Origin of the sequence: Mesorhizobium sp. B2-3-10 (genome assembly GCF_006442275.1) — a bacterium.
GTDB lineage: Bacteria > Pseudomonadota > Alphaproteobacteria > Rhizobiales > Rhizobiaceae > Mesorhizobium > Mesorhizobium australicum.
The window spans coordinates 1-19,206 of sequence record NZ_VFVT01000004.1; the positions used below are offsets into that span (position 1 = coordinate 1).

13 protein-coding genes and 1 pseudogene are annotated in these 19,206 nt (G+C 60.9%); 8 read left to right on the plus strand and 6 right to left on the minus strand.

Going from position 1 to position 19,206, the window contains the following annotated elements:
- The 4 genes and pseudogenes from FJ943_RS29810 to FJ943_RS12735 form a co-directional block, all read left to right on the plus strand.
- Positions 1-951, plus strand: a pseudogene (locus FJ943_RS29810) (hypothetical protein); the annotation flags it as partial.
- A gap of 223 nt (positions 952-1,174) precedes the next feature.
- Positions 1,175-3,466, plus strand: a complete 2,292-nt coding sequence (locus FJ943_RS12725) for a peptidase domain-containing ABC transporter (RefSeq protein WP_140721973.1) — start codon at positions 1,175-1,177, stop codon at positions 3,464-3,466.
- A gap of 83 nt (positions 3,467-3,549) precedes the next feature.
- Entirely contained in the window at positions 3,550-4,911 is a 1,362-nt protein-coding gene (locus tag FJ943_RS12730; RefSeq protein WP_246671863.1) for an HlyD family type I secretion periplasmic adaptor subunit, read from the plus strand.
- A gap of 159 nt (positions 4,912-5,070) precedes the next feature.
- Complete coding sequence (locus FJ943_RS12735; RefSeq protein ID WP_224720487.1) at positions 5,071-6,675, plus strand: SEL1-like repeat protein; 1,605 nt, start codon at positions 5,071-5,073, stop codon at positions 6,673-6,675.
- 218 nt (positions 6,676-6,893) lie between these two features.
- Here FJ943_RS12735 and FJ943_RS12740 read toward each other — a convergent pair whose 3' ends face one another.
- Complete coding sequence (locus tag FJ943_RS12740; protein ID WP_140721982.1) at positions 6,894-7,214, minus strand: DUF982 domain-containing protein; 321 nt, start codon at positions 7,212-7,214, stop codon at positions 6,894-6,896.
- A gap of 890 nt (positions 7,215-8,104) precedes the next feature.
- Positions 8,105-9,613 carry a phosphomannomutase/phosphoglucomutase gene (locus tag FJ943_RS12745; RefSeq protein ID WP_140721985.1) on the minus strand — a complete coding sequence of 503 codons (1,509 nt, stop codon included), beginning with the start codon at positions 9,611-9,613 and terminating at the stop codon, positions 8,105-8,107.
- Between the two features lie 387 nt (positions 9,614-10,000).
- On the opposite strand from FJ943_RS12745, the gene FJ943_RS12750 reads away from it, so the two are divergent.
- Positions 10,001-10,234, plus strand: a complete 234-nt coding sequence (locus FJ943_RS12750) for a hypothetical protein (RefSeq protein ID WP_023781630.1) — start codon at positions 10,001-10,003, stop codon at positions 10,232-10,234.
- A gap of 216 nt (positions 10,235-10,450) precedes the next feature.
- On the opposite strand, the gene FJ943_RS12755 is transcribed toward FJ943_RS12750, so the two are convergent.
- The gene (locus FJ943_RS12755; RefSeq protein ID WP_181174545.1) at positions 10,451-11,977 is read right to left on the minus strand and encodes a hypothetical protein; all 1,527 of its coding nucleotides are present in this window, start codon (positions 11,975-11,977) and stop codon (positions 10,451-10,453) included.
- Between the two features lie 492 nt (positions 11,978-12,469).
- On the opposite strand from FJ943_RS12755, the gene FJ943_RS12760 reads away from it, so the two are divergent.
- The 3 genes from FJ943_RS12760 (at position 12,470) to FJ943_RS12770 (ending at position 16,130) form a co-directional block, all read left to right on the plus strand.
- On the plus strand, positions 12,470-12,694 hold the full coding sequence (locus FJ943_RS12760; RefSeq protein WP_140620151.1) for a hypothetical protein: 225 nt from the start codon (positions 12,470-12,472) through the stop codon (positions 12,692-12,694).
- Positions 12,695-13,465: 771 nt separating this feature from the next.
- A complete protein-coding gene (locus FJ943_RS12765; protein WP_224720486.1) occupies positions 13,466-14,140 on the plus strand; it encodes a response regulator transcription factor in 675 nt (224 codons plus the stop codon).
- Positions 14,141-14,702: 562 nt separating this feature from the next.
- Positions 14,703-16,130: a glutamate-1-semialdehyde 2,1-aminomutase gene (locus FJ943_RS12770; protein WP_140721991.1), complete on the plus strand. Its 1,428-nt coding sequence runs from the start codon at positions 14,703-14,705 to the stop codon at positions 16,128-16,130.
- A gap of 169 nt (positions 16,131-16,299) precedes the next feature.
- On the opposite strand, the gene FJ943_RS12775 is transcribed toward FJ943_RS12770, so the two are convergent.
- The 3 genes from FJ943_RS12775 to FJ943_RS12785 are packed head-to-tail and all read right to left on the minus strand — an operon-like array spanning position 16,300 to position 19,057.
- Positions 16,300-16,953, minus strand: a complete 654-nt coding sequence (locus FJ943_RS12775; RefSeq protein ID WP_140721994.1) for a PIG-L deacetylase family protein — start codon at positions 16,951-16,953, stop codon at positions 16,300-16,302.
- A complete protein-coding gene (locus FJ943_RS12780) occupies positions 16,950-17,765 on the minus strand; it encodes a sugar phosphate nucleotidyltransferase (RefSeq protein ID WP_023774755.1) in 816 nt (271 codons plus the stop codon). Before FJ943_RS12780 ends, FJ943_RS12775 begins: the two co-directional genes overlap by 4 nt.
- Positions 17,762-19,057 (minus strand): class I SAM-dependent methyltransferase, encoded by a 1,296-nt coding sequence (locus tag FJ943_RS12785; protein WP_140721997.1) that lies wholly within the window; start codon positions 19,055-19,057, stop codon positions 17,762-17,764. The genes FJ943_RS12780 and FJ943_RS12785 overlap by 4 nt, the downstream gene beginning before the upstream one ends.
- Positions 19,058-19,206 lie beyond the last annotated feature (149 nt).

Genomic DNA, 19,206 nt, shown 5'->3' on the forward strand with positions numbered 1-19,206 from the left:
ACCGGAGCAACTGGAGCGACAGGTTCGACCGGAGCGACTGGCTCGACAGGGGCAACAGGCGCCACGGGCTCAACGGGAGCGACTGGCTCGACGGGTGCTACGGGTTCGACCGGTGCGACAGGTCATACCGGTGCAACCGGAGCCACTGGCTCAACCGGTGCCACGGGTTCCACTGGTGCGACGGGTCATACCGGTGCAACCGGCGCGACAGGCTCGACCGGTGCAACAGGCTCGACCGGCGCGACTGGCTCGACCGGTGCCACTGGCTCGACCGGTGCCCCAGGGTCGACAGGTGCCACTGGTTCGACCGGTGCCACAGGGTCGACAGGTGCGACTGGCTCGACGGGTGCAACAGGCGCGACAGGTGCCACCGGCTCGACGGGTGCCACAGGCTCGACAGGCGCCACCGGGTCGACTGGCTCGACCGGAGCAACCGGTCCGACCGGCTCGCCTGGTCCGACAGGGACGACAGGCCCGACCGGAGGAACCGGTTCGGGTGGTGGTGACACTGGTCATGCCAATAACGGCCACGGCAACGGAGAACAGCCCGCGCCGGGTAATTCCGGCGATCATAACAATGCCGACAACAGCTCACACCAGGGGCAGGGCAACTCTGGCAACGGAAACGGCGGTTCCAAAGCCAACGTCACGGCGAGCACGCTGGGGCTCAAGGACACGACGCAATTCCTGCCGTCGAGCTCGGCCGGCAACGGCAATGACCCCGGCGGCCAAGCGTCGTTTCGCAACCTGATCGGGCTTGCAGCCACATCGGTGACGACAGACCTGCTCAACGTCCTCAAGACGATCAGCGGATCTGGTCAGAACCAAAACAAGCCGACGGGGGCGAGCACGGATCTTACCTCCGACCAGACTAAGCCTGGCGCCGGCTACGCCAGCAACGACCACACCGTCAAGACGACCCTGAAGGATCTCTTGAAGCCACATGAGTGAGCGGCGAACGGACTCGACGGTAGCTGGTCAAGGTTGAAAAGGACGCGCGGGCTTCGCTGGAAATCGGCACCCCGCGCGTTCATCATCTCGAAAGAGGAAAAGCCATGAGAGTCGCGCTCCCGATCAGTTCGGAGTACAGTGCGCCATTGCCAGGAACCTCGGCAGAAACGCCTCGGCCCTGGGCCTTGTGGATCGTTGGCGCTGCGTACCGGATGAGAAGCCTGTGGTAAACGTTCCCGTAAATGCCGACAATCAGCCGCTCCGGATCCGCGCCGGGACCGAGGTCGAGGCTGCGGCGGACCAGGCGGACGGCCAGAATGCGCCCGGCGGTCCCGCCGAGCTCGACCAGCTCGGGGCGCGCCTCAAGGCCGTACTGCGGGCCGCCCGCTATCACGGCGTCGAACTCGACCCCTCGGAATTCAGGACGGCCAACCCGGTGCCGAGCGCCGCCGATCTCTCCGAGTGGGCGCAGAACGCCGGTATGTGGTCGCGCGCCATACGCATCCGCTGGGCCCACCTCTTGCGCTTCCAGGACACCGGACCGGTCGTCCTGTTGTTCAACGATGGCGGCGCGGGTCTCCTTACCGGCGCGAGTGCCGAGCGCAACGTCGTCTTCCTCAAAAGTGCTGACGCGCCAGACGACGGCGAGGTCACCGCCGTCGACGAGCTGCGGCTGTCCCAGGTGTGGACGGGCGAGGCCGTGCTGCTGCGCCCTACTCGGTCGCATGTGGCAGCGGACGCGCCTTTCACCCTGCACTGGCTGGCCGAACTGGTGCGGCTCGAAAGCCGCCCCCTGCGCGACATCGCCATCGCCTCGTTCACGCTGAGTGTCCTTACCATCTTGCCGCCGCTGATGGTCATGACGTTGGTCAACAAGGTGCTGCAGTTCAACAGCCTGTCCACTCTGGTGCTCTTGTCCGCGGTGATTGCCGTGGTTTTCGTCTACGAGACCCTGCTTGGCCATGCGCGGCGGCTGATCATCAACGTCGTCGGCGCCCGTCTCGACACCAAGCTGCATCTGCACGTCTTTAGCCGGCTGCTGCGCCTGCCGCTCGACTATTTCGAGCGCCATCCGGCCGGCGAGACGATGTATCACCTCGCCCAGGTCTATCGTATCCGCGAATTCCTGACCGGAAAGCTCCTCAGCACGTTCCTGGATCTGATCACGCTGTGCGTGCTGGTGCCGGTAATGTTCTATATCAACGCCACGCTGGCCTGGATCGTGGTGGCCTGCGCGGTCGTGATCATGCTGATCATCCTTGCCTATCTCAAGCCGCTGCGCCGTAGGTACCAACGGGTGGTCGAAGCCGAGACCTGGAAGTCGGCGGCGCTCGGCGAAACTGTCGTCGGCATCAAGACGGTGAAGGCGCTCGGCCTTGAGCCGCAGCGCAAGGCGCTCTGGGATGAACGGGTGGCGGAAGCGGGAAAGGCCCGTCTCGCCTTCGGCCAGCTCGCCAGTTGGCCGCAGACCTTGGTCACGCCGATCGAACGCGTGATGGTGCTCGGCACCATGCTGATCGGCGCCTATCTCGCCATGAACGACCGCTCCGGCTACATGGTCGGCAGCCTGTTCGCCTTCATGATGATCTCCCAGCGCGTGGCGCAGCCGCTGGTCGGCCTGGCGCGACTGGTTGAGGACTATGAGGAGGTCGGTGCGGCGATCGGCGAGGCAGCGTCGGTTCTCAACCGGCCGCTGGAGAGCAGCTCGAATTCCACCGGCCTGAGACCCAAGCTCGTCGGCGAGGTGGCGTTCAGCGACCTGACCTTCAGCTATATCGCTACAAAGACGCCCGCGCTTGACCGGGTCAGCTTCCACATCCCTGCCGGCACCATGTTCGGCATTGTCGGGCGCAGCGGGTCGGGGAAATCGACCATCGCGCGCCTCCTGCAGGGGATCAACCGTGACTACAGCGGCTTCCTCAAGCTTGATGGCGTCGACCTCAAGGAGATCAACCTGCGCCATCTTCGCCAAGGGCTCGGCGTGGTGCTGCAGGACAATTTTCTGTTCCGCGGCTCGATCCGTGACAACATCATCGCCGGGCGCCCAGGGCTGACGCTTTCCGACGCCATGCGTGCCGCGCATCTCGCCGGTGCCCAGGAATTCATCGAGCGGATGCCCAATGGTTACGACACCTACATCGAGGAAGGCTCGCCCAATCTGTCAGGCGGTCAAAAGCAGCGGCTGGCGATCGCGCGCGCCCTCATCCACGATCCGACAATCCTCATCCTCGACGAAGCGACCAGCGCGCTCGACCCCGAGAGCGAGGCAGTGGTCAGCGCCAACCTCATGCGCATCGCCAGCGGGCGCACCATGATCATCGTTTCGCACCGGCTGTCCTCGCTGACAGAATGCGACAACATCCTGGTCATGGATCAGGGTAAGGTGCTCGACGTCGCGCCGCACGCGACGCTGCTCGACCGATGCACGCTCTATCGCCAGCTGTGGTCGCAGCAAAACCGGCACCTCGATGGACGCCAAGGCCGTCCGGTCGCCATACCGCCGCGGTTGGTTTGACGATGCCAAGACAATCTACGCTTCAGGTTTGGTAACCCATGAGTAGCACCTCGCTCATCGCCCTCCCCGCCCGGCGGCAGCGGATGGAAACGAGGGATCCGACAACCCCGGCCATACTTGAGTTCCAGTGGCCGTCGAGCGCCGTCACCAATGCACCCATTCCGCGCACGGCGCGCGGCATCGTCTGGATCATTGCGACCCTGGTCCTGGCGCTGATCGCCCTGGCAGGACTAATACCCGTGGATCAGGTTGTGACGGCAAGGGGGCTGGTGGTGTCAAACGCGCCCAACATCCTGGTGCAGCCGCTGGAGACGGCGATCGTGCGTTCGATCGACGTTCGTGAAGGACAGCACGTTCAGGCCGGTCAAGTGCTTGCTCGCCTCGATGCGACCTTTGCTTCAGCCGACCTGGCGGCGCTTGCGATGCAGGTTTCGACGCTTGAAGCCGAAGTGGCGCGCCTGAAGGCTGAAGCAGTCGGCAAGATCTTCAACTATGATGGTCTGGACCCAAGCTGGACCCTGCAGGCATCGATCTTTGAGCGCCGCAAGGCGGTCTACGACGCCAAGGTCGAAAATTTCGACCGCCAGCGCGACGAACTCGGTTCCGTGATCTCGCGTTCGCTGTCGGATGCCGACGGCTACCGCCAGCGGCTCACTGTGGCGTCCTCGATCGAACAGATGCGCAAGCAGCTCGAAGCACGGCAGGTGGGCAGCCGCCTCAACACACTGCTGGCCGAAGACAATCGCGCCGAAATGTCCCGGTCGCTTGGCAATGCCGAGCAGACGGCCCAAGCCGCAAGGCTCCAGCAGCAGGCCGTGGCCGCCGAGCGCGACGGCTACATTCAGGGATGGCGAGCCGATGTCTCGCAAAGTCTCTCGGAGGCGAGTTCGCGGATATCCGACGCGCGCGAACTTCTCAACAAGGCAAAGCTGCGCAAGCAGTTGGTTGAATTGAAGAGTGAAGCCGACGCCACCGTCCAATCGGTGGCCAAGGTCTCGGTCGGTTCGGTACTGCAGTCCGGAGAGCGCTTGATCACCCTTGTACCGGCTAACGCGCCGCTCGAGATCGAGACAAACATCGTCGGCCGCAGCAGCGGCTTCGTCCATGTCGGCGACCAGGTGGTCATCAAGTTCGACACTTTCCCCTATTCGCAATACGGGCTCGCGCATGGCACCGTGCGGACGCTCAGCCCGGATTCCTTTTCTGCCCAGGAGCAAGCCCGCGATCCGAACAGCTCGCTGGCCATGCTGCCTTCCGACGCCGAGCCGTTCTATCGCGTGCGCATATCCATCGATCAGGTCGCTCTTCACGGCGTGCCTGCCGGCTTCACCGTCAGCCCCGGAATGCCGGTGACCGCCGACGTCAAGGTCGGTCGGCGTACTGTGCTCAAGTACATACTCGCAGTGATGCTCCCGGTCAGCCAGGAAGCAATGCGGGAGCCATAGAGGATCGGAGCAATCAGAGGTTCGGGATCGATGACAATTCTGCATCGGCTGGCTGGACGCGTCTCCCCGGCGGCAGCGTTGCGCCGGTCTATCCAGCTTTTCGACGCCGGCAAACCAGCTGAAGCCTTTCCGCTGGTGGCGATAGCCGCGCGTGCGGGAATGGTCGAGGCCGAATACCGGGTCGCGCGTTGCTATCTCGAGGGAGCGGGTGTGCCGCCCAGCCGTGTGGAAGGCGCGCGTTGGCTGCTGCGGGCAGCCAATCACGGCAACGCCGATGCGCAGGCGCTCCTTGCCGCACTCTACGTGACCGGGCTGGTCCCGGCGGAAGCCGCCAGTAAAGGCGCCGGATCGGAAGAATTGTTCAAACGCGACCGCCCAGGCGAACCGGACTTCACGGCAGCCTTCGAACTGGCCACCAAGGCGGCCGAGGCGGGCTCGCCAACCGGACAGGCGATCCTTGGCTATATCCTCACCAGCGGCCCCAAGCCGATGCGCAACGCAGATGCGGCGCATCACTGGTACGAGAAGTCGGCTTCCGCCGGCTGTGCCGAAGGATGTCTTGGTCTTGCCCTGTCGCTCGCCCGGCGTGGCAATCGCGAACACCGGGTCAGGATTGCGGCCGAGGTGCGGCGCGCGGCCGACGCCGGCCTGCCGACCGCAACCTATCTTCTGGCGGTCCTCACCGAGCACGGGCTCGGCGTCTCACGCGACCTGGCGGCCGCCGCTCGACTCTATCAGGCCGCCGCAGAGAAGGGCCTTCCCTCCGCCCAGTTCCGGCTGGGCTTGGCACTGATTGATGGTGGCCTCGTCGACCATGATCCCGCTGCCGGCGAGGCCTGGATGCGCAGTGCCGCCTTGGCCGGCAACAGCGAGGCCGCCTATCTCCTGGGCGATCGCTACGTGAAAAACCAGCGGCCCGATTTTGCGGAAGCGGCAAACTGGTATCGGCGGGCGGCCGAAGCGGGTCACCAGGCCGCCGCCCGCGCCCTGGCCTCTCTCTACCTGACGGGGAATGGTGTGGCTGAGGACGTCGAAGAGGGAGCACGCTGGCTGCGCGCCTCTGCCAATGCCGGCAATCAGGACGCACAGATCGACCTCGCCAATCTCGTCCTCGGAGGAGCCGGCGAGCCGGACGACGGCGCAAGCGTTGCCGGTTGGTTCGAGGCCGCCGCATCATCGGGCGACCTGATTGCAGCATTCAATCTCGGGCTTTGCTTCGCCAACGGCGTTGGCGTGCGCCAGGACGAGGCACAAGCGGCGCAGTGGCTGAGGCGGGCCGCCGAAGGTGTCGCGGAGGCGCAATATATGTATGCCCGCCTCCTCCAGGATGGCCGCGGCGTGGCGACGGATCCAAGGCAGGCCCGCCTCTGGTTTGGTCGGGCGGGCAAAGCCGGCGTCCTCGACGCACAGGTCGCGCTTGCCGAGATGCTGCTCAACGGGCGCGGTGGCGCCCGCGAGCCAGAGGTCGCAACGCAGTTGTTCAAGCAGGCCGCTCTCGACGGCCACGCCGGGGCGATGTTTGCGCTAGGTGCGCTGTACGGTGCTGGCCAGGCCCTGCCGGTTGACCACAAGGCGGCGCAGAAATGGTTCGCCGCCGCTGCCGGGCGTGGTCATGGCCAAGCCCAGCTCATGCTTGGGCGTTACCTCGTCAATGGCCTGGCCGGGGAGTGCGACCCCGCGGCCGGCCGGGTCTGGCTCGAGCGCGCGGCTGCCTGCGGCGTCAGTGAAGCGGCCGACGAACTCGCCGAGCCCATATCTGGTTGAGCTTTGCCGATTTTGTCAACAAACCGTCAGGCTCGTGGCGCGATCGCCCGCTGAGGTGGCCTCGTGCGGACACGTCCAGAGCTTGCAAGCCACCGGGGTGACCGCTGCGGTCATCGCCTGAAGCGCTTCGCGTCGAGACGGATTTCAGGCGACGCGCTTTACGTAGGTCTTATGCGTGTCGCCTTCCCAAAACCGAAGTCACTGTTGGCCACCGTGCACTAGCCATCAACCACGACTTCTGACCGTCTGTCATAGGCTGTCATCCACTCTTCTGCAGCACCACCAGAGGACACGATTTCCTCCGCGGCGAGAATGCCCCGAGATCGAGCAAATGCCTCAAAGGCAAGGCGAGCCGTTTCAGCATCTTCGTCGTCTGCAAGGGCAGACCGGAAAAGCGCAAGTGTGGCCGCATGTGTTGGGCTGCGGAACCCGACCCATTCGTCGAGAAGCTGATAGGCATCCATGACAGATGACACCTCATGCGCAAAGCCAAGTCCCACAATTACCTGAACCGGGCGGGTGAAGCGCTTGGGCGTCATTGTTGAGCTCCGTTTCGACGACCGTAGTCAGAGTGCCACTAGCTCAGCACTGAGGTGACCGGGCCAAGGACCATTTGTGGCCTCAGGATGCATCATAGTCTGGCAAATATCCAAGTAGGTCTTACGGACTAAGAGCCTCCGACGAATTCTGAAGTCGCGCCTACTTCCGGCAGCTGCCATGGACCGCAGTGCGGGCCGTTACCTAAATTGCTCTGTACAGATGGTTACATACAGCTTGCATACTGACCAGATATCGTTCGCTTGAAGAAGGGTCTGAACAGACAATTTGGCAGTCGAGGAGTACAGCTTGCCGTTACGGCTCCCGACCAGGTCGCCAGAAGCACCTGATCTTGGCGTTTGCTGTCGGCCTGGCAAGGGCCGACCGCCGGCGCGATGCTACTGCCCGTCTTTGACGTCGGCTCGCACGAGCCGCCCTGTCCCAAACAGAAGCGCGAAACGGTACACTTTTGGCCGACCCGTTCTTACCCCCCGCATTTCTGGGCGGCAAAGGGCGCGCGAAAGTGCCTCGGCTCGCCTCTCGTCAATCTCCAGCATCACATTCTCGCACGTGTCTGAAGCCCCACACCCAGGGCATCTCAGGACATTCGATGGTCGTGTCTCATCGCCGACAAGAGCAAGTTTGCACCTGTTGCAGCCGAGCCGCGGTGTGTTTGAAATCATGATGGTTATCCCAGCGCTCGCCAAGGTTCACCCCTGACGCTGGATGGGAGATGCAATTGAGGGACCATTTGCGGGTGGCCCATTACGGCACAGCTTTGACGCTGCGAACCCCGGCAGAGCCTGCCCTGGAGCCTGAGGATGCAAGAGCCCGTCGTCCCACTTTGCAATAATCAGTTGCACCAAGCCGCCATTCTCGCCGCTTGGCCCTGTCAAAAAGTCTGGTTGTAGGCGCCGACTTCCGGACTGCGGCGCAGCACGGCATCGACGGCATCGAACATCTGCCGGCGACGCTCGGACGAGACCGGACTTTCGACGACCACGACCAGTTCCGGCTTGTTCGACGAGGCGCGCACCAGGCCCCAGGTACCGTCCTCGGCAACGACGCGCACGCCATTGACGGTGACGAGGTCGCCGATCTTTTGGCCAGCGAAACTGTCGCCGTCCCGCTTCATCGCCTGAAAATCGGAGACCACTCGCTCGACCACGCCATACTTCACATCGTCGGCGCAGTGCGGGGACATTGTGGGCGTGCCGAAGGTCAGCGGCAGTGCCCCGTAGAGATCGGCCATCGAACTGACCGGGTTACGGTCCAGCATCTGACACATGGCGATTGCCGTGACCAGTCCGTCGTCATAGCCGCGCCCGATTGGGGGGTTGAAGAAGAAATGGCCCGATTTTTCGAAGCCGGCGATCGCGCCGAGTTCGGCAACCCGGCGCTTGATGTAGGAATGGCCAGTCTTCCAATAGTCGGTAACAGCGCCATTGGCGCGCAGCACCGCGTCGGTGTTGAACAGTCCGGTCGACTTGACGTCGACGACGAAGGTCGAACCCGGATATTGGCTGGAAATGTCGCGTGCCAGCATGACCCCGACCTTGTCGGCGAAGATCACCTTGCCTTCATTGTCGACGACGCCGCAGCGGTCGCCGTCGCCATCGAATCCCAACCCGACATCGGCCCCGGTCTTCAGCACCTTGTCTCGGATGGCATGCAGCATCTGCATGTCTTCCGGATTGGGGTTGTAGTTTGGAAACGTATGATCAAGCTCGACATCGAGCGGGATCACCTCGCAGCCAATGCGTTCCAGCGCCTCAGGTGCGAAGGCGCCAGCAGTGCCATTGCCGCAGGCGGCGACCACTTTCAGCTTTCGTGTGATGCGCTTGTCCCTTGTCACATCGTCAAGATAGGTGGCGCGAAAATTGTCGACGAAATCATAGGTGCCGCCGCCGGTAAGGTCGAAATCGCCGGCCAGCACGATCGCCTTCAGCGCGCTCATCTCCTCGGGGCCGAAGGTCAGCGGCCGCGCCGCTCCCATCTTGACGCCGGTCCAGCCATTCTCGTTGTGCGAGGCCGTGACCATGGCCACCGACGGCGTATCGAGCGCGAACTGCGCGAAATAGGCCATCGGCGACAGCGCCAGACCGATATCCTTCACCCGTGCGCCGGTCGCCATCAGCCCGGAAACCAACGCCAGCTTGATGCCGAGCGAATAGGAACGGAAATCATGTCCGGTGACGATGTCTGGCCCAACCCCGAGACGGCGGATCATCGTGCCGAGCCCCATACCCAACGCCTGGACGCCGATCAGGTTGAGTTCGGGCGCGACCTGGCCAAACCACCAGCGCGCGTCATATTCCCTGAAGCCGCATGCCTTGATCAGCGCAGAGGTTTCAAACGCGAAGGTGTTGGGCCGGGCTTCGGCAATGAAATTCAGAGGCACGAAAGGAAACTCCGCAGATGAAAACGACACGAATGCGCTTGTCGAGGCGGTAGCTTACCGGAACCGTTCCTCAGGCCTATCTATCAGTTTGGTTGAGCCTGCTCAGGCTCGACGCCTGCTGCGGCCTTAGCGGGCCGACACTGCTTTTGAAAAGGCGATGGCTGTCGCTTTCCCGACGGTGCAGAAGGCGAAGTCTCGGGAAACGGTTTTGTCGGCCAATCGAACCTTTTTAACATTTTGTGATCAACCGGATTTGAGTTCTCCACAACCGTCTCCGGTTGACCATCTGCGGTTGCTAGAATCTTGTGGGCGAATGCCCTAAGCAGCCGTGAGCAAGATGCAAAACCCCGCTTTGACGAGCGGTTTGTTGTTAAGCGCGGATGCAAAATGCCACTGTTTTTTTTCGATGTCCGGGACGGCAAATCCCATTTTCCCGACACCGAGGGCACCCATTACGTCGGTGCGCTTGAGGCCCGGGTAGACGCAGTCAGAATGCTGGTCGCCATGGCACAGGACGAAGTTCAGGGCGAGTTGCAAAGCAAGCTTTCGGTAGTCGTATCCGACGAAAGCCGTAGGCCCGTGATGGAAGCAAATATTGATTGCAATATAAAAGTCTTCTGAAAATCCCCAAAACCGGCATCAGCTTCGCACGGATGAGCTGCCCCGCAACGATGTAGCCGTCGGATGCGCAGGTGAGGTCAGGCAGGATTGTGGCGCCAGCGTGTTGCACCTGTCCGGCACAGCCTGCAGGCTGCGACCAGCTTTTGGCGGCAACCCTCCTCTCCTTGCCAGGCGACCGGCGCCCCAGCCAAGGGCGATCGAGCCCAGACTCGCCGGTTAGTCAACATCCCCATCCATTTTGAACATCACCGGGCCCTGACACATTGCCAGCAACCTTTGCCGTCGCAAAGCCAACTCGGCGGAACCGGAGTACACGACTTTGGCCGCACCGTCGCCGGACGCCGGGCTAGATCGCTCGAATGCGGCAATGCCGCGCCGAGCACTGACTCTCGTGGCACAAACGACTGCAAGTGCAATGAAAAAGAGGATGCCTGGATCAGCGCTGCCGCCCGATACCGAAATGGCAATTATGCTTGCAAGGGCAGCATTCCTGACGCTAGCCACGACGGCGTCTGTTTCTGGGGCCACCCATTGCCGAACCGCCCCCAGCCCCCTAGCCAGGACACACAGCAGGACACCCATCATCAGCGACCCGAACAAACCCAACTGGGAAAGGACAGCGATCGGCCAACTCGATGCTCTTGAGCTGCCGAACCCCACGCCCAGGCCGCTGGTATCGAGAAACGACTGCAGGCTCTTTACATTCCAATAGGTGCGTTCATGGCCCGAGGCGGAATCGGCTTTGTTGATGATGGTGCTGTTGATCAGCCTGACGAACGGGTCAAACGCCTCGGCCTTGTAAAGACTTATGCCCAACATGGCTGTCCCGCCCAACACCAAGAGAGCCATTATCAGGATCTCTTCGCCCTCGACCTTTCCCCTCAGGATCGAGCCCAGCATCGACAAAGCAACCGGGATGCATAGCAGTATCAGCCCGACATAGGCCGTCGATGAAGTCGACAGAATGGACAGGAAGAGCAGGATGGCAGCCAGCCATTTGGCCAGCGGTGATTTCGTCTTTCTCCAGTAGCTGTAGCAGAATGCCAGGCAGGCGAGGGAAACGCTGGCGAATGAAGAGGCCTCCGAAAAAGGTCCGGTGATCCGCACGAATCCGGCCTCCGTCGCGTTCGATATGATCGCGTAGTTGGCGGTTCTGATCGGGCCCAGCAGGTCTCCCGCGCCCACCGTCTTGCTGATGAAATCGAAGACTCCCATCCCCGTGTGGAGACCGCACCACAAGAAGAAGCCGCGCCGGACCTGGTCGATCCGGTCGGAGTGCAGCAGCAGGGCGCAAAGCGCTATAGCGGCGAGTCCACCAAGGACGAAATAGCCGGTCTGAGAGATGTTGCCGGAAACCGGCGCCAAGGAATCTTCTATGACTATGCCGCGGGTCTTGGCCTGCACGAATACGGCGGTCTGTCCCGCAAAGAATCTCGGAAACAACCATGATCCGATGACTGCGTACAACATGAGGCTTGTCAGGATCCAGACCGTCCGGATGCTTCCGAACACGAGTCCAAGATCAAGCCATATGCGACGTCTTGCAGCGACGGTCGTGACAAGCAAGGCCGCGAACATGGTATAGATCAATGGAGATGACCCGCCCAGAAAGCTCAGTGTCATGACGGCCGTCGCGCCGAAAGCCTGGGAAGCGATCAAGCCGATGATCAGCATTCCCCTTGAATAGTAGGACGTGACCAAAATAGCCGCGCATATTAGCAGTCCCGGCAGAGACACCTGCATGCCGACGAGTTCCCGCTTGGTTTGGCCCTGTGACGCGGATACAGCGAGCTGTCCGATCGCTAATCTTTCGACAGCTGGATGTGCTGAGCAAGTGAGTCAAAGGGGGTAGCCTTCCACCGGCGATGGTAGAGCGCGCCAATGCTCGTCCTGACGTCACTTCCGTGGCCTTGATAATCAAGGTGGTGGCGTGCGCTCAAAAGCGCTTGGCGTTGAGTGATCGAATGTCCCCATCAACGTCGCGCCAGAACATGCACCTGAGCACAATTCGAGAACAAACAGGTCTGCGACGGAGGCGCGAAGCGGGTCGTACCCTCCCGCGAATGGCTAAGCCCTGGTTCCGGCGGGCCCCCTAAAGAACGCCTCGACCCGGGAAGCCGACGACCTTACTACAGTCGCACGCAGTTTTTTGCTTTCAGCCAGGAAACTCTCTGTCAATGCAGACGCATAGTAGGCCGGGCAGCGGAGAATTCCACTACAGGGAGGAGAGGCGATATGACCAGCCATGGAGTATATCGCGCGTTAGGGCTCAAGCAGGTTAGGAAACTCAAGGAGGTTTACGAGTGTGCACGGGCCGTGAAGGCCACCTACCCTGAGAGCCATATCGCCAGCAAAGCCGCCAAAAGGTTGATCGACGCCTTCGAAGCCGATGTCCAGAATGCCGGACCTGTTCTGGACGCATCTTGGCTGACCGAGAATGATCCCCAGGGGACCGCCTGAGCCCGAGCTATACATGGCGTAGCTCTGTCGGTCTAAGTGCTGCGGCACCGTGTGCTGCTTCGGACCTCGTGTCCGCTAGGGATGCTGGCGGATTTGCCTTCCCCTTCCCGACCAAACGAGCTGGCATTTGCCACAGCGTCCAAGGAGCGCCAGGGAGCTGCCCTACGCCGTCCTTTGGTTGAGCGTTGCGCGAAGCAGGCGCTTAGATGACAGTGGCGGCGCCTATGCAATCAACCGATGCTTTGGTGATACATGGCTTTTGACTGCCGGAGGGGCAGTCGGCTACGCCTATGGGATGAGGACCGCCGAGGCCAGCCGTCTTCGGATGGGTTCACCTTCGCAGCGTTGCGATGTCGTGCGGTATTCAGACGCTCCACAACACATCCGCGACTGGCCAGCTCGCATGTTTTACCTAACACCGTAGCGCCCGCGGCGGGGTTAGCCGTTAGTGTTTTTCGCAGATTCAAAAATTTAACTAAATGTTAATCTAAGTTAGCGCCGGCTCATAAATAGCCCATAAGCTCAGGTTGTTCTGGTTGGGATTGGGAACAGGGAACAGCAGTGGGTGCAAGGCTGGGCGAATTCCAGCTGAAGCTCCCAAAACGGCGGGCGCTATTTTTCAATTTCTGAAGAACTGCAGAGTGAGGGGCTAATTGGCCGCCGCAGGGCGGATCGCGTGGTAAAAGGGTGGGTAAGAGTATGGGCTCCACAGTAGGAATGCATAAATATACTTCGGCAGAGCAGGCAGACATCCCGTCGGGCGGAGCGGGAATGGTGCAACGAGCAGGCAGGGAATGTCTGCTCATCCTGGACGGAAGGGCGCTCGACCGCGAATGTCTCGCATCGGCTCTGGAAGACCACGATCTCGGCATGGCCGTCGAAGCCATGGGATCGATTGCCGAATGGCGCGCCAAAGAGGGGATGACCCTTGCAGCCATTCTCTTCAACCTAGGTGGCCGGAAAGTCACTGACCAGGGTATCGCGGACCAGATCAGGCGAATTTCGAGCGAATTCAAGTCGGTGCCCGTAGTGATTTTGGCGGACACCGAAGACCTCGCACAGATACTGACGGCTCTCGAATGTGGCGCGCGTGGCTACATTCCAACCTCTGTAGGGATCGATGTCTGTGTCGAGGCAATCAATCTTGCGGCAGCGGGAGGCATTTTCGTTCCGGCAAGTAGCGTTCTGTCTATGCGGCACCTGATAGATTCAGGCAGCCGTGATGCGCCTTTGACCGGCATGTTCACGCTCAGGCAGGCTGAGGTCGCGCAGGCGCTCCGACGCGGCAAGGCCAACAAGATCATCGCCTTTGAACTGAACCTGCGCGAAAGCACGGTGAAGGTGCACATCCGCAACATCATGAAAAAGCTCAAGGCGACCAACCGCACGGAAGTCGCATACAAGGTCAATGATCTCTTCGCGGAAGGAGCTGCGGCTGAACGGTGATCGCAATCACAAGCCGCCTTCCCTCAATGTACGATCGCGGTCTTATGTAGCGAACGCACCAAGCGGGTCGCGGTCAACGAAAAGCCCGCCACGGTAGCGACCCGGGCGGGCTTCATTCTGGGCGGCTACATCCCGGGGGAATCGACCGCTGCTAGCTGTTTACCATAAGCCTCTTTTCCGTGAATGGCGTGATCACGTAGGGGGCGGCTATTTGGCAGGATCACCGGGAATTCCCGGGTCGTCCGCGGGTGAGGGGTCGTAGTTCGCGGCAGCCGCGGCGCAATATCGTGAGCGTTTAGGACTTGCCGGACTGTTCCCCCATGTTCCAGCGTTGAGCCTAGTTCACCCAACCTACGCAGGATTAGCTGCTCCCGGCAGCAGGCAACGCTGCGCGAACTCATTCGCTTGCGCCTTGATGCTGCTTGTCGGTTGGCGCGTTTGCCGCACAAGTCCGTACAATCGCCCCTTCCATCCACCATAAGTGCTAAACCGGTGACCTTATGGAGAACGCGAAAATCCAGGCTCAGACATCTAGACTTTCTGTCGAACTGGAGCAGTCCGCATGCCTGAGCAAAGCCTCTGTTTTCGCAAATCGGGACACCTTCAAGAACGTGGCCGCGAGCTGATCCCGGGCGGCAGCCACACCTACGCCAAAGGCGAGGATCAGTATCCCGTTCTCGCGCCGGGCTTTATCGAACGTGGTCTGGGGTGCCACGTCTGGGATGTCGATGGAAACCAATACATCGAATACGGCATGGGCAACCGTTCCGTCGGGCTGGGGCATGCATACCCAACGGTGCTCAGGGCGGTGGAGGCGGCGCTAGCAGGCGGAGCCAACTTCACGCGCCCCGCAAGGATCGAAGTTGACTGCGCCGAAACCTTCCTTGAACTCGTCGGTGCGCAGATGGTAAAATTCTGCAAGGACGGATCGGACGCGACGTCAGGCGCCGTCCGCCTTGCCCGCGCCTACACGGGTCGCGATCTCGTCGCGTGCTGCGCCGACCACCCTTTCTTTTCGACAGACGATTGGTTCATTGGCACCACACCGATGAATGCGGGAATTCCAGAAGCGGTTCAAAACCTGACCCTCACATTCCGGTACAACGACATCGCTAGTGTCAAGGATTTGTTCGACAGGCACCCGGGTAAGGTGGCCGCTCTGATCCTGGAACCTTCCCGTGGCGACGATCCGGTCGACGGCTTCCTGCATAATGTCCACCGGCTTTGCCGGGAAAATGGCGCGCTGTTCATTCTCGACGAAATGATCACCGGGTTCAGGTGGCATGCAGCGGGAGCACAAAGGCTCTATGGCATCGAACCGGACTTGTCGACATTCGGCAAGGCTCTTGGCAATGGTTTTTCGGTCTCCGCCCTGGCAGGCAAACGCGAATATATGCGGCTGGGTGGGCTCGAGCATACGGATCGCCCCCGTGTCTTTCTGCTGTCGACCACGCATGGTGCGGAAACCCACGCGCTTGCCGCGGCCATCGCGACCATGCGGGTTTATCAGGACCAGTCCGTCATCGAACACCTGCACCGTCAGGGAACGAAATTGAAGGAAGGTATCACGGAGGTTTCCAGACGCCATGGATTGGATCGGCACTTCAAAGTTGTCGGCCGCCCCAGCTGTCTCGCCTACGCCACGCTTGACCAGGACGGCAAGCCCTCACAGACATACCGTTCCCTGTTCCTGCAGGAGACGATCAAGCGTGGTGTCCTCATGCCATCTCTCGTCGTCAGCTACACGCACGACGACGCGGCCGTCATGAAAACCATAGACGCCGTCGATGGTGCTCTGGGCGTGTACGCCAAGGCCCTGGATTCGGGAGCAAGCCAATTTTTGGTCGGCCGTCCCTCGCAGATCGTGTTTCGTCGCTTCAACAATGGCGATGCACAGGCCCAGACACCGGCGGTCTCACAGAATTCTCGGCCAGCGAGCAGTGAGACCAAACGGCAATCAGAAACCCGCGGGCTCGTACCCACTTCATGAGCCGGTAACCCCGATCTGGCAGAGCGCGGTGCGCCAAAAGTGTCGTGCGAAGATCGCCACCAACGTCGAGGATGGCTCGTGGAGGCAAAGCCCGACCCGAAGTCTTCTCCAGGAACCATGTGCCCCCTTGGCTCAGGCAAGCCCTCAAGCAGATCGTGACGGAAATCCGCTAAAGAAGTCTGGCTTTTCTGAGTGTAAATGCCTCGGCGAAATGTTCCGGCGCCCTGCACTCCATCCCGCGCAATCGCGCCAGCCCCGCGAATGTGTCGCGGTCGAACCAGTCCTTGGAGCGCTGCGTGCCGAAGTGCTGTTGCAGGAGCTCGATCTTGCGTCCCAACACTGCGGCAGAGAGCGGCACGTAGGCATTTGGCTGGCAAAGATCGCCATCCCATTTGGGAATTTCGTATTCGACCACAAGATGATCGCGAAAGACATTCCAGGTCAGTTGATTGACCTCCCGATGGTCTTGATGGGCATCGAACCTCGCATGGGTCAGCACCAGGTCGGGATGGACGCGAGATCTTAGATCTATCAACCGCTGCTTTATCGCCCGGCTATGGGCCGGGAAATAGCTGTCCTCGAAATCCGCGATGTCGATTACGGACGACTTCGATCCTTTCAGGAACGCTTCGGCCGAAGCGCGGGCCTCGACCGACCGCTGGCCGCCGGCGCTCAGCACACACCAGTGGACGTCCAGTTTCACCCCCGACGCGATCAGGCCAAGGATAGTGCCGCCGGCGCCGATCTCGATGTCATCGGAATGGGCGCCAAGGCAGAGGATCGAGAGTTCCTCCCCGCCACGTGCGAGGCCAAGCCCTCTCATGAAGCGGCCATCACCAGACCGCGCCTGGTTTTCTCGGCGGTAACTTTTCTATTCCAGGGCATGTCGCCCCGTTCGACCATGTCTTCGAGCGATTGCCAATCGCGCAGCGTATCCATCGATCGCCAGAAGCCATCATGTTTGTACGCCATGAGCATGTTGTCGTCGATCAGTCGTCTGAAAGGTTCCAGAACGAGCTCCTCGCCATCGCGCATATAGTCGAAGATTTGCGGGCGGAACAGGAAGTAGCCGCCGTTGATCCAGATCTCCGAGGTATCTGTTGTGCGGAACTCACGCACGCGACCGTCTTCCGCGATATCGGCCAAATGGTATGTCAGTGGTGCGCGCACCGCGAGAAAACAACCGATCTTGCCGCTGGCTTCGAATTTCGCCACCACGTCGTCGAGATCGACGTTGGTCAGACCATCGGAGTAGTTGGCCAGGAACATCTTCTCGTTCTTAACCTGGTCCCTTGCCGCCCAGAGGCGTTCGCCGATATTGCGCCAGACCCCGGTATCAAGCAGGGTAATGCTCCAGTCCTTGACCTGGTCTCCGAGCAGTTTCACGTCTTGACCTCCCTGCGTGACCACGCAATCGGAAAACGTCTGCGGCCGTGTGTTGAGGAAGAAATCCTTGATGACATTGGCTTTGTAGCCCAGGCACAAGACGAATTCGTCATGTCCATAATCGCTGTACCACTGCATCACGTGGCGCAGGATCGGCTGATGGCCAAGCGGGATCATCGGCTTGGGTATACTGTCGGAATAGTCGCGGATCCGGGTTCCGCGACCGCCGCAGAAGAGGACAACTTTCATCTGCCTAACTCCGATGGATCGATCACCGCCACAAAGGGAATTGGGACCACAAACCTTGCACCCCAGGAGGCGACATGGCGCATCTGTTCGATGATCTCGTCCTTCAGGTTCCACGGTAGGATGAGGATGTAATCTGGCCGGACTTCGTCGATGGCGTCGACGGACTTGATCGGGATATGCATCCCCGGTGTGAAGCGACCATGCTTGTAAGGGTTACGGTCGACCGTGAAGTCAAGGAAGTCGGTGCCGATAGCGCAGTAGTTGAGCAACGTGTTGCCCTTGCCTGGAGCGCCGTAGCCACAAATCTTCTTCCCTTCGTTTTTGGCCGAGATAAGGAAGGCCAACAGGTCGCGCTTGGCGCGCTGCGCCTTGTGACCGAAGGAGGCATAGGTAATCATCTCCGTTAGCCCGTGCCGCTTTTCTCGGGCGAGAAGTTTGCCCACCCTGTCATCCACGCCCCAGCGACTGCCATCATGGGCGAGATAGACGCGCAGCGAGCCGCCATGGGTGGGCAACTCCTCGACGTCGATCAGCCGCAATCCGTGGCGCGCCGCCATCAGTTCGACCGTCAGCAGCGAGAAATATGAAAAGTGCTCATGATAAATGGTATCGAACTGATTCTCCGCCATCAGCCGCTCGATATGTGGAAACTCGAGCGTGACCACCCCCTGAGGTTTGAGCAGGATTTTCATCCCGGCGACGAAGTCATTGAGGTCCGGCACCTGCGCCAGGACGTTGTTGCCAATGATGAGGTCGGCGCAATGTCCTTCGCTCATCATCTGATTTGCCAACCGAACCCCGAAGAAGTCGACCCGGGTGGGCACACCTTTCTCGATCGCGGCGCGCGCAACATTGGCTGCCGGTTCGACGCCCAGTACAGGAACGCCCAGTGGCAGAAAGTGCTGCAGCAGGTAACCATCGTTGCTTGCGAGCTCGACCGCAAGACTGTCACGGCCAAGCCCAAGCCGTCTGGTGATGGCCTCGCAATACACTTTCGAATGAGCCACCCAGCTGGAGGAGAACGAAGAGAAATAGGCATACTCGCTGAAAATGGTCTCGGGGCTCAGATACTCCTTGAGCTGCACCAGGTAGCAGGTGTCGCAGACAAGCACGTTGAGAGGATAGTAAGCTTCCATTTGGTCAAGCTGCTCGGCCTGCAGGAAGCTTTCGCAAGGTGGAGACATGCCTAGATCGACCAATGTGTGGCGCAGGCGCGACCCGCAGAGCCTGCAACCGACATTCCGGCTTGCCGCATTGTGACCGCGAACGGTTTCGATAGGCTGAATGTTCATTTCCCCGCTCCTGTCTTCTACCTAACCCGCGGGTCCGCTCCGCAGAACCCATGCCTGCCGCGCCTGAGTAGGCACATGACGGCAGGTTAGGATCCGGCCCTCTCCGCTTCGATTTGCCAATCCGTCGGGCGCGTTAATCCTTATAGCGA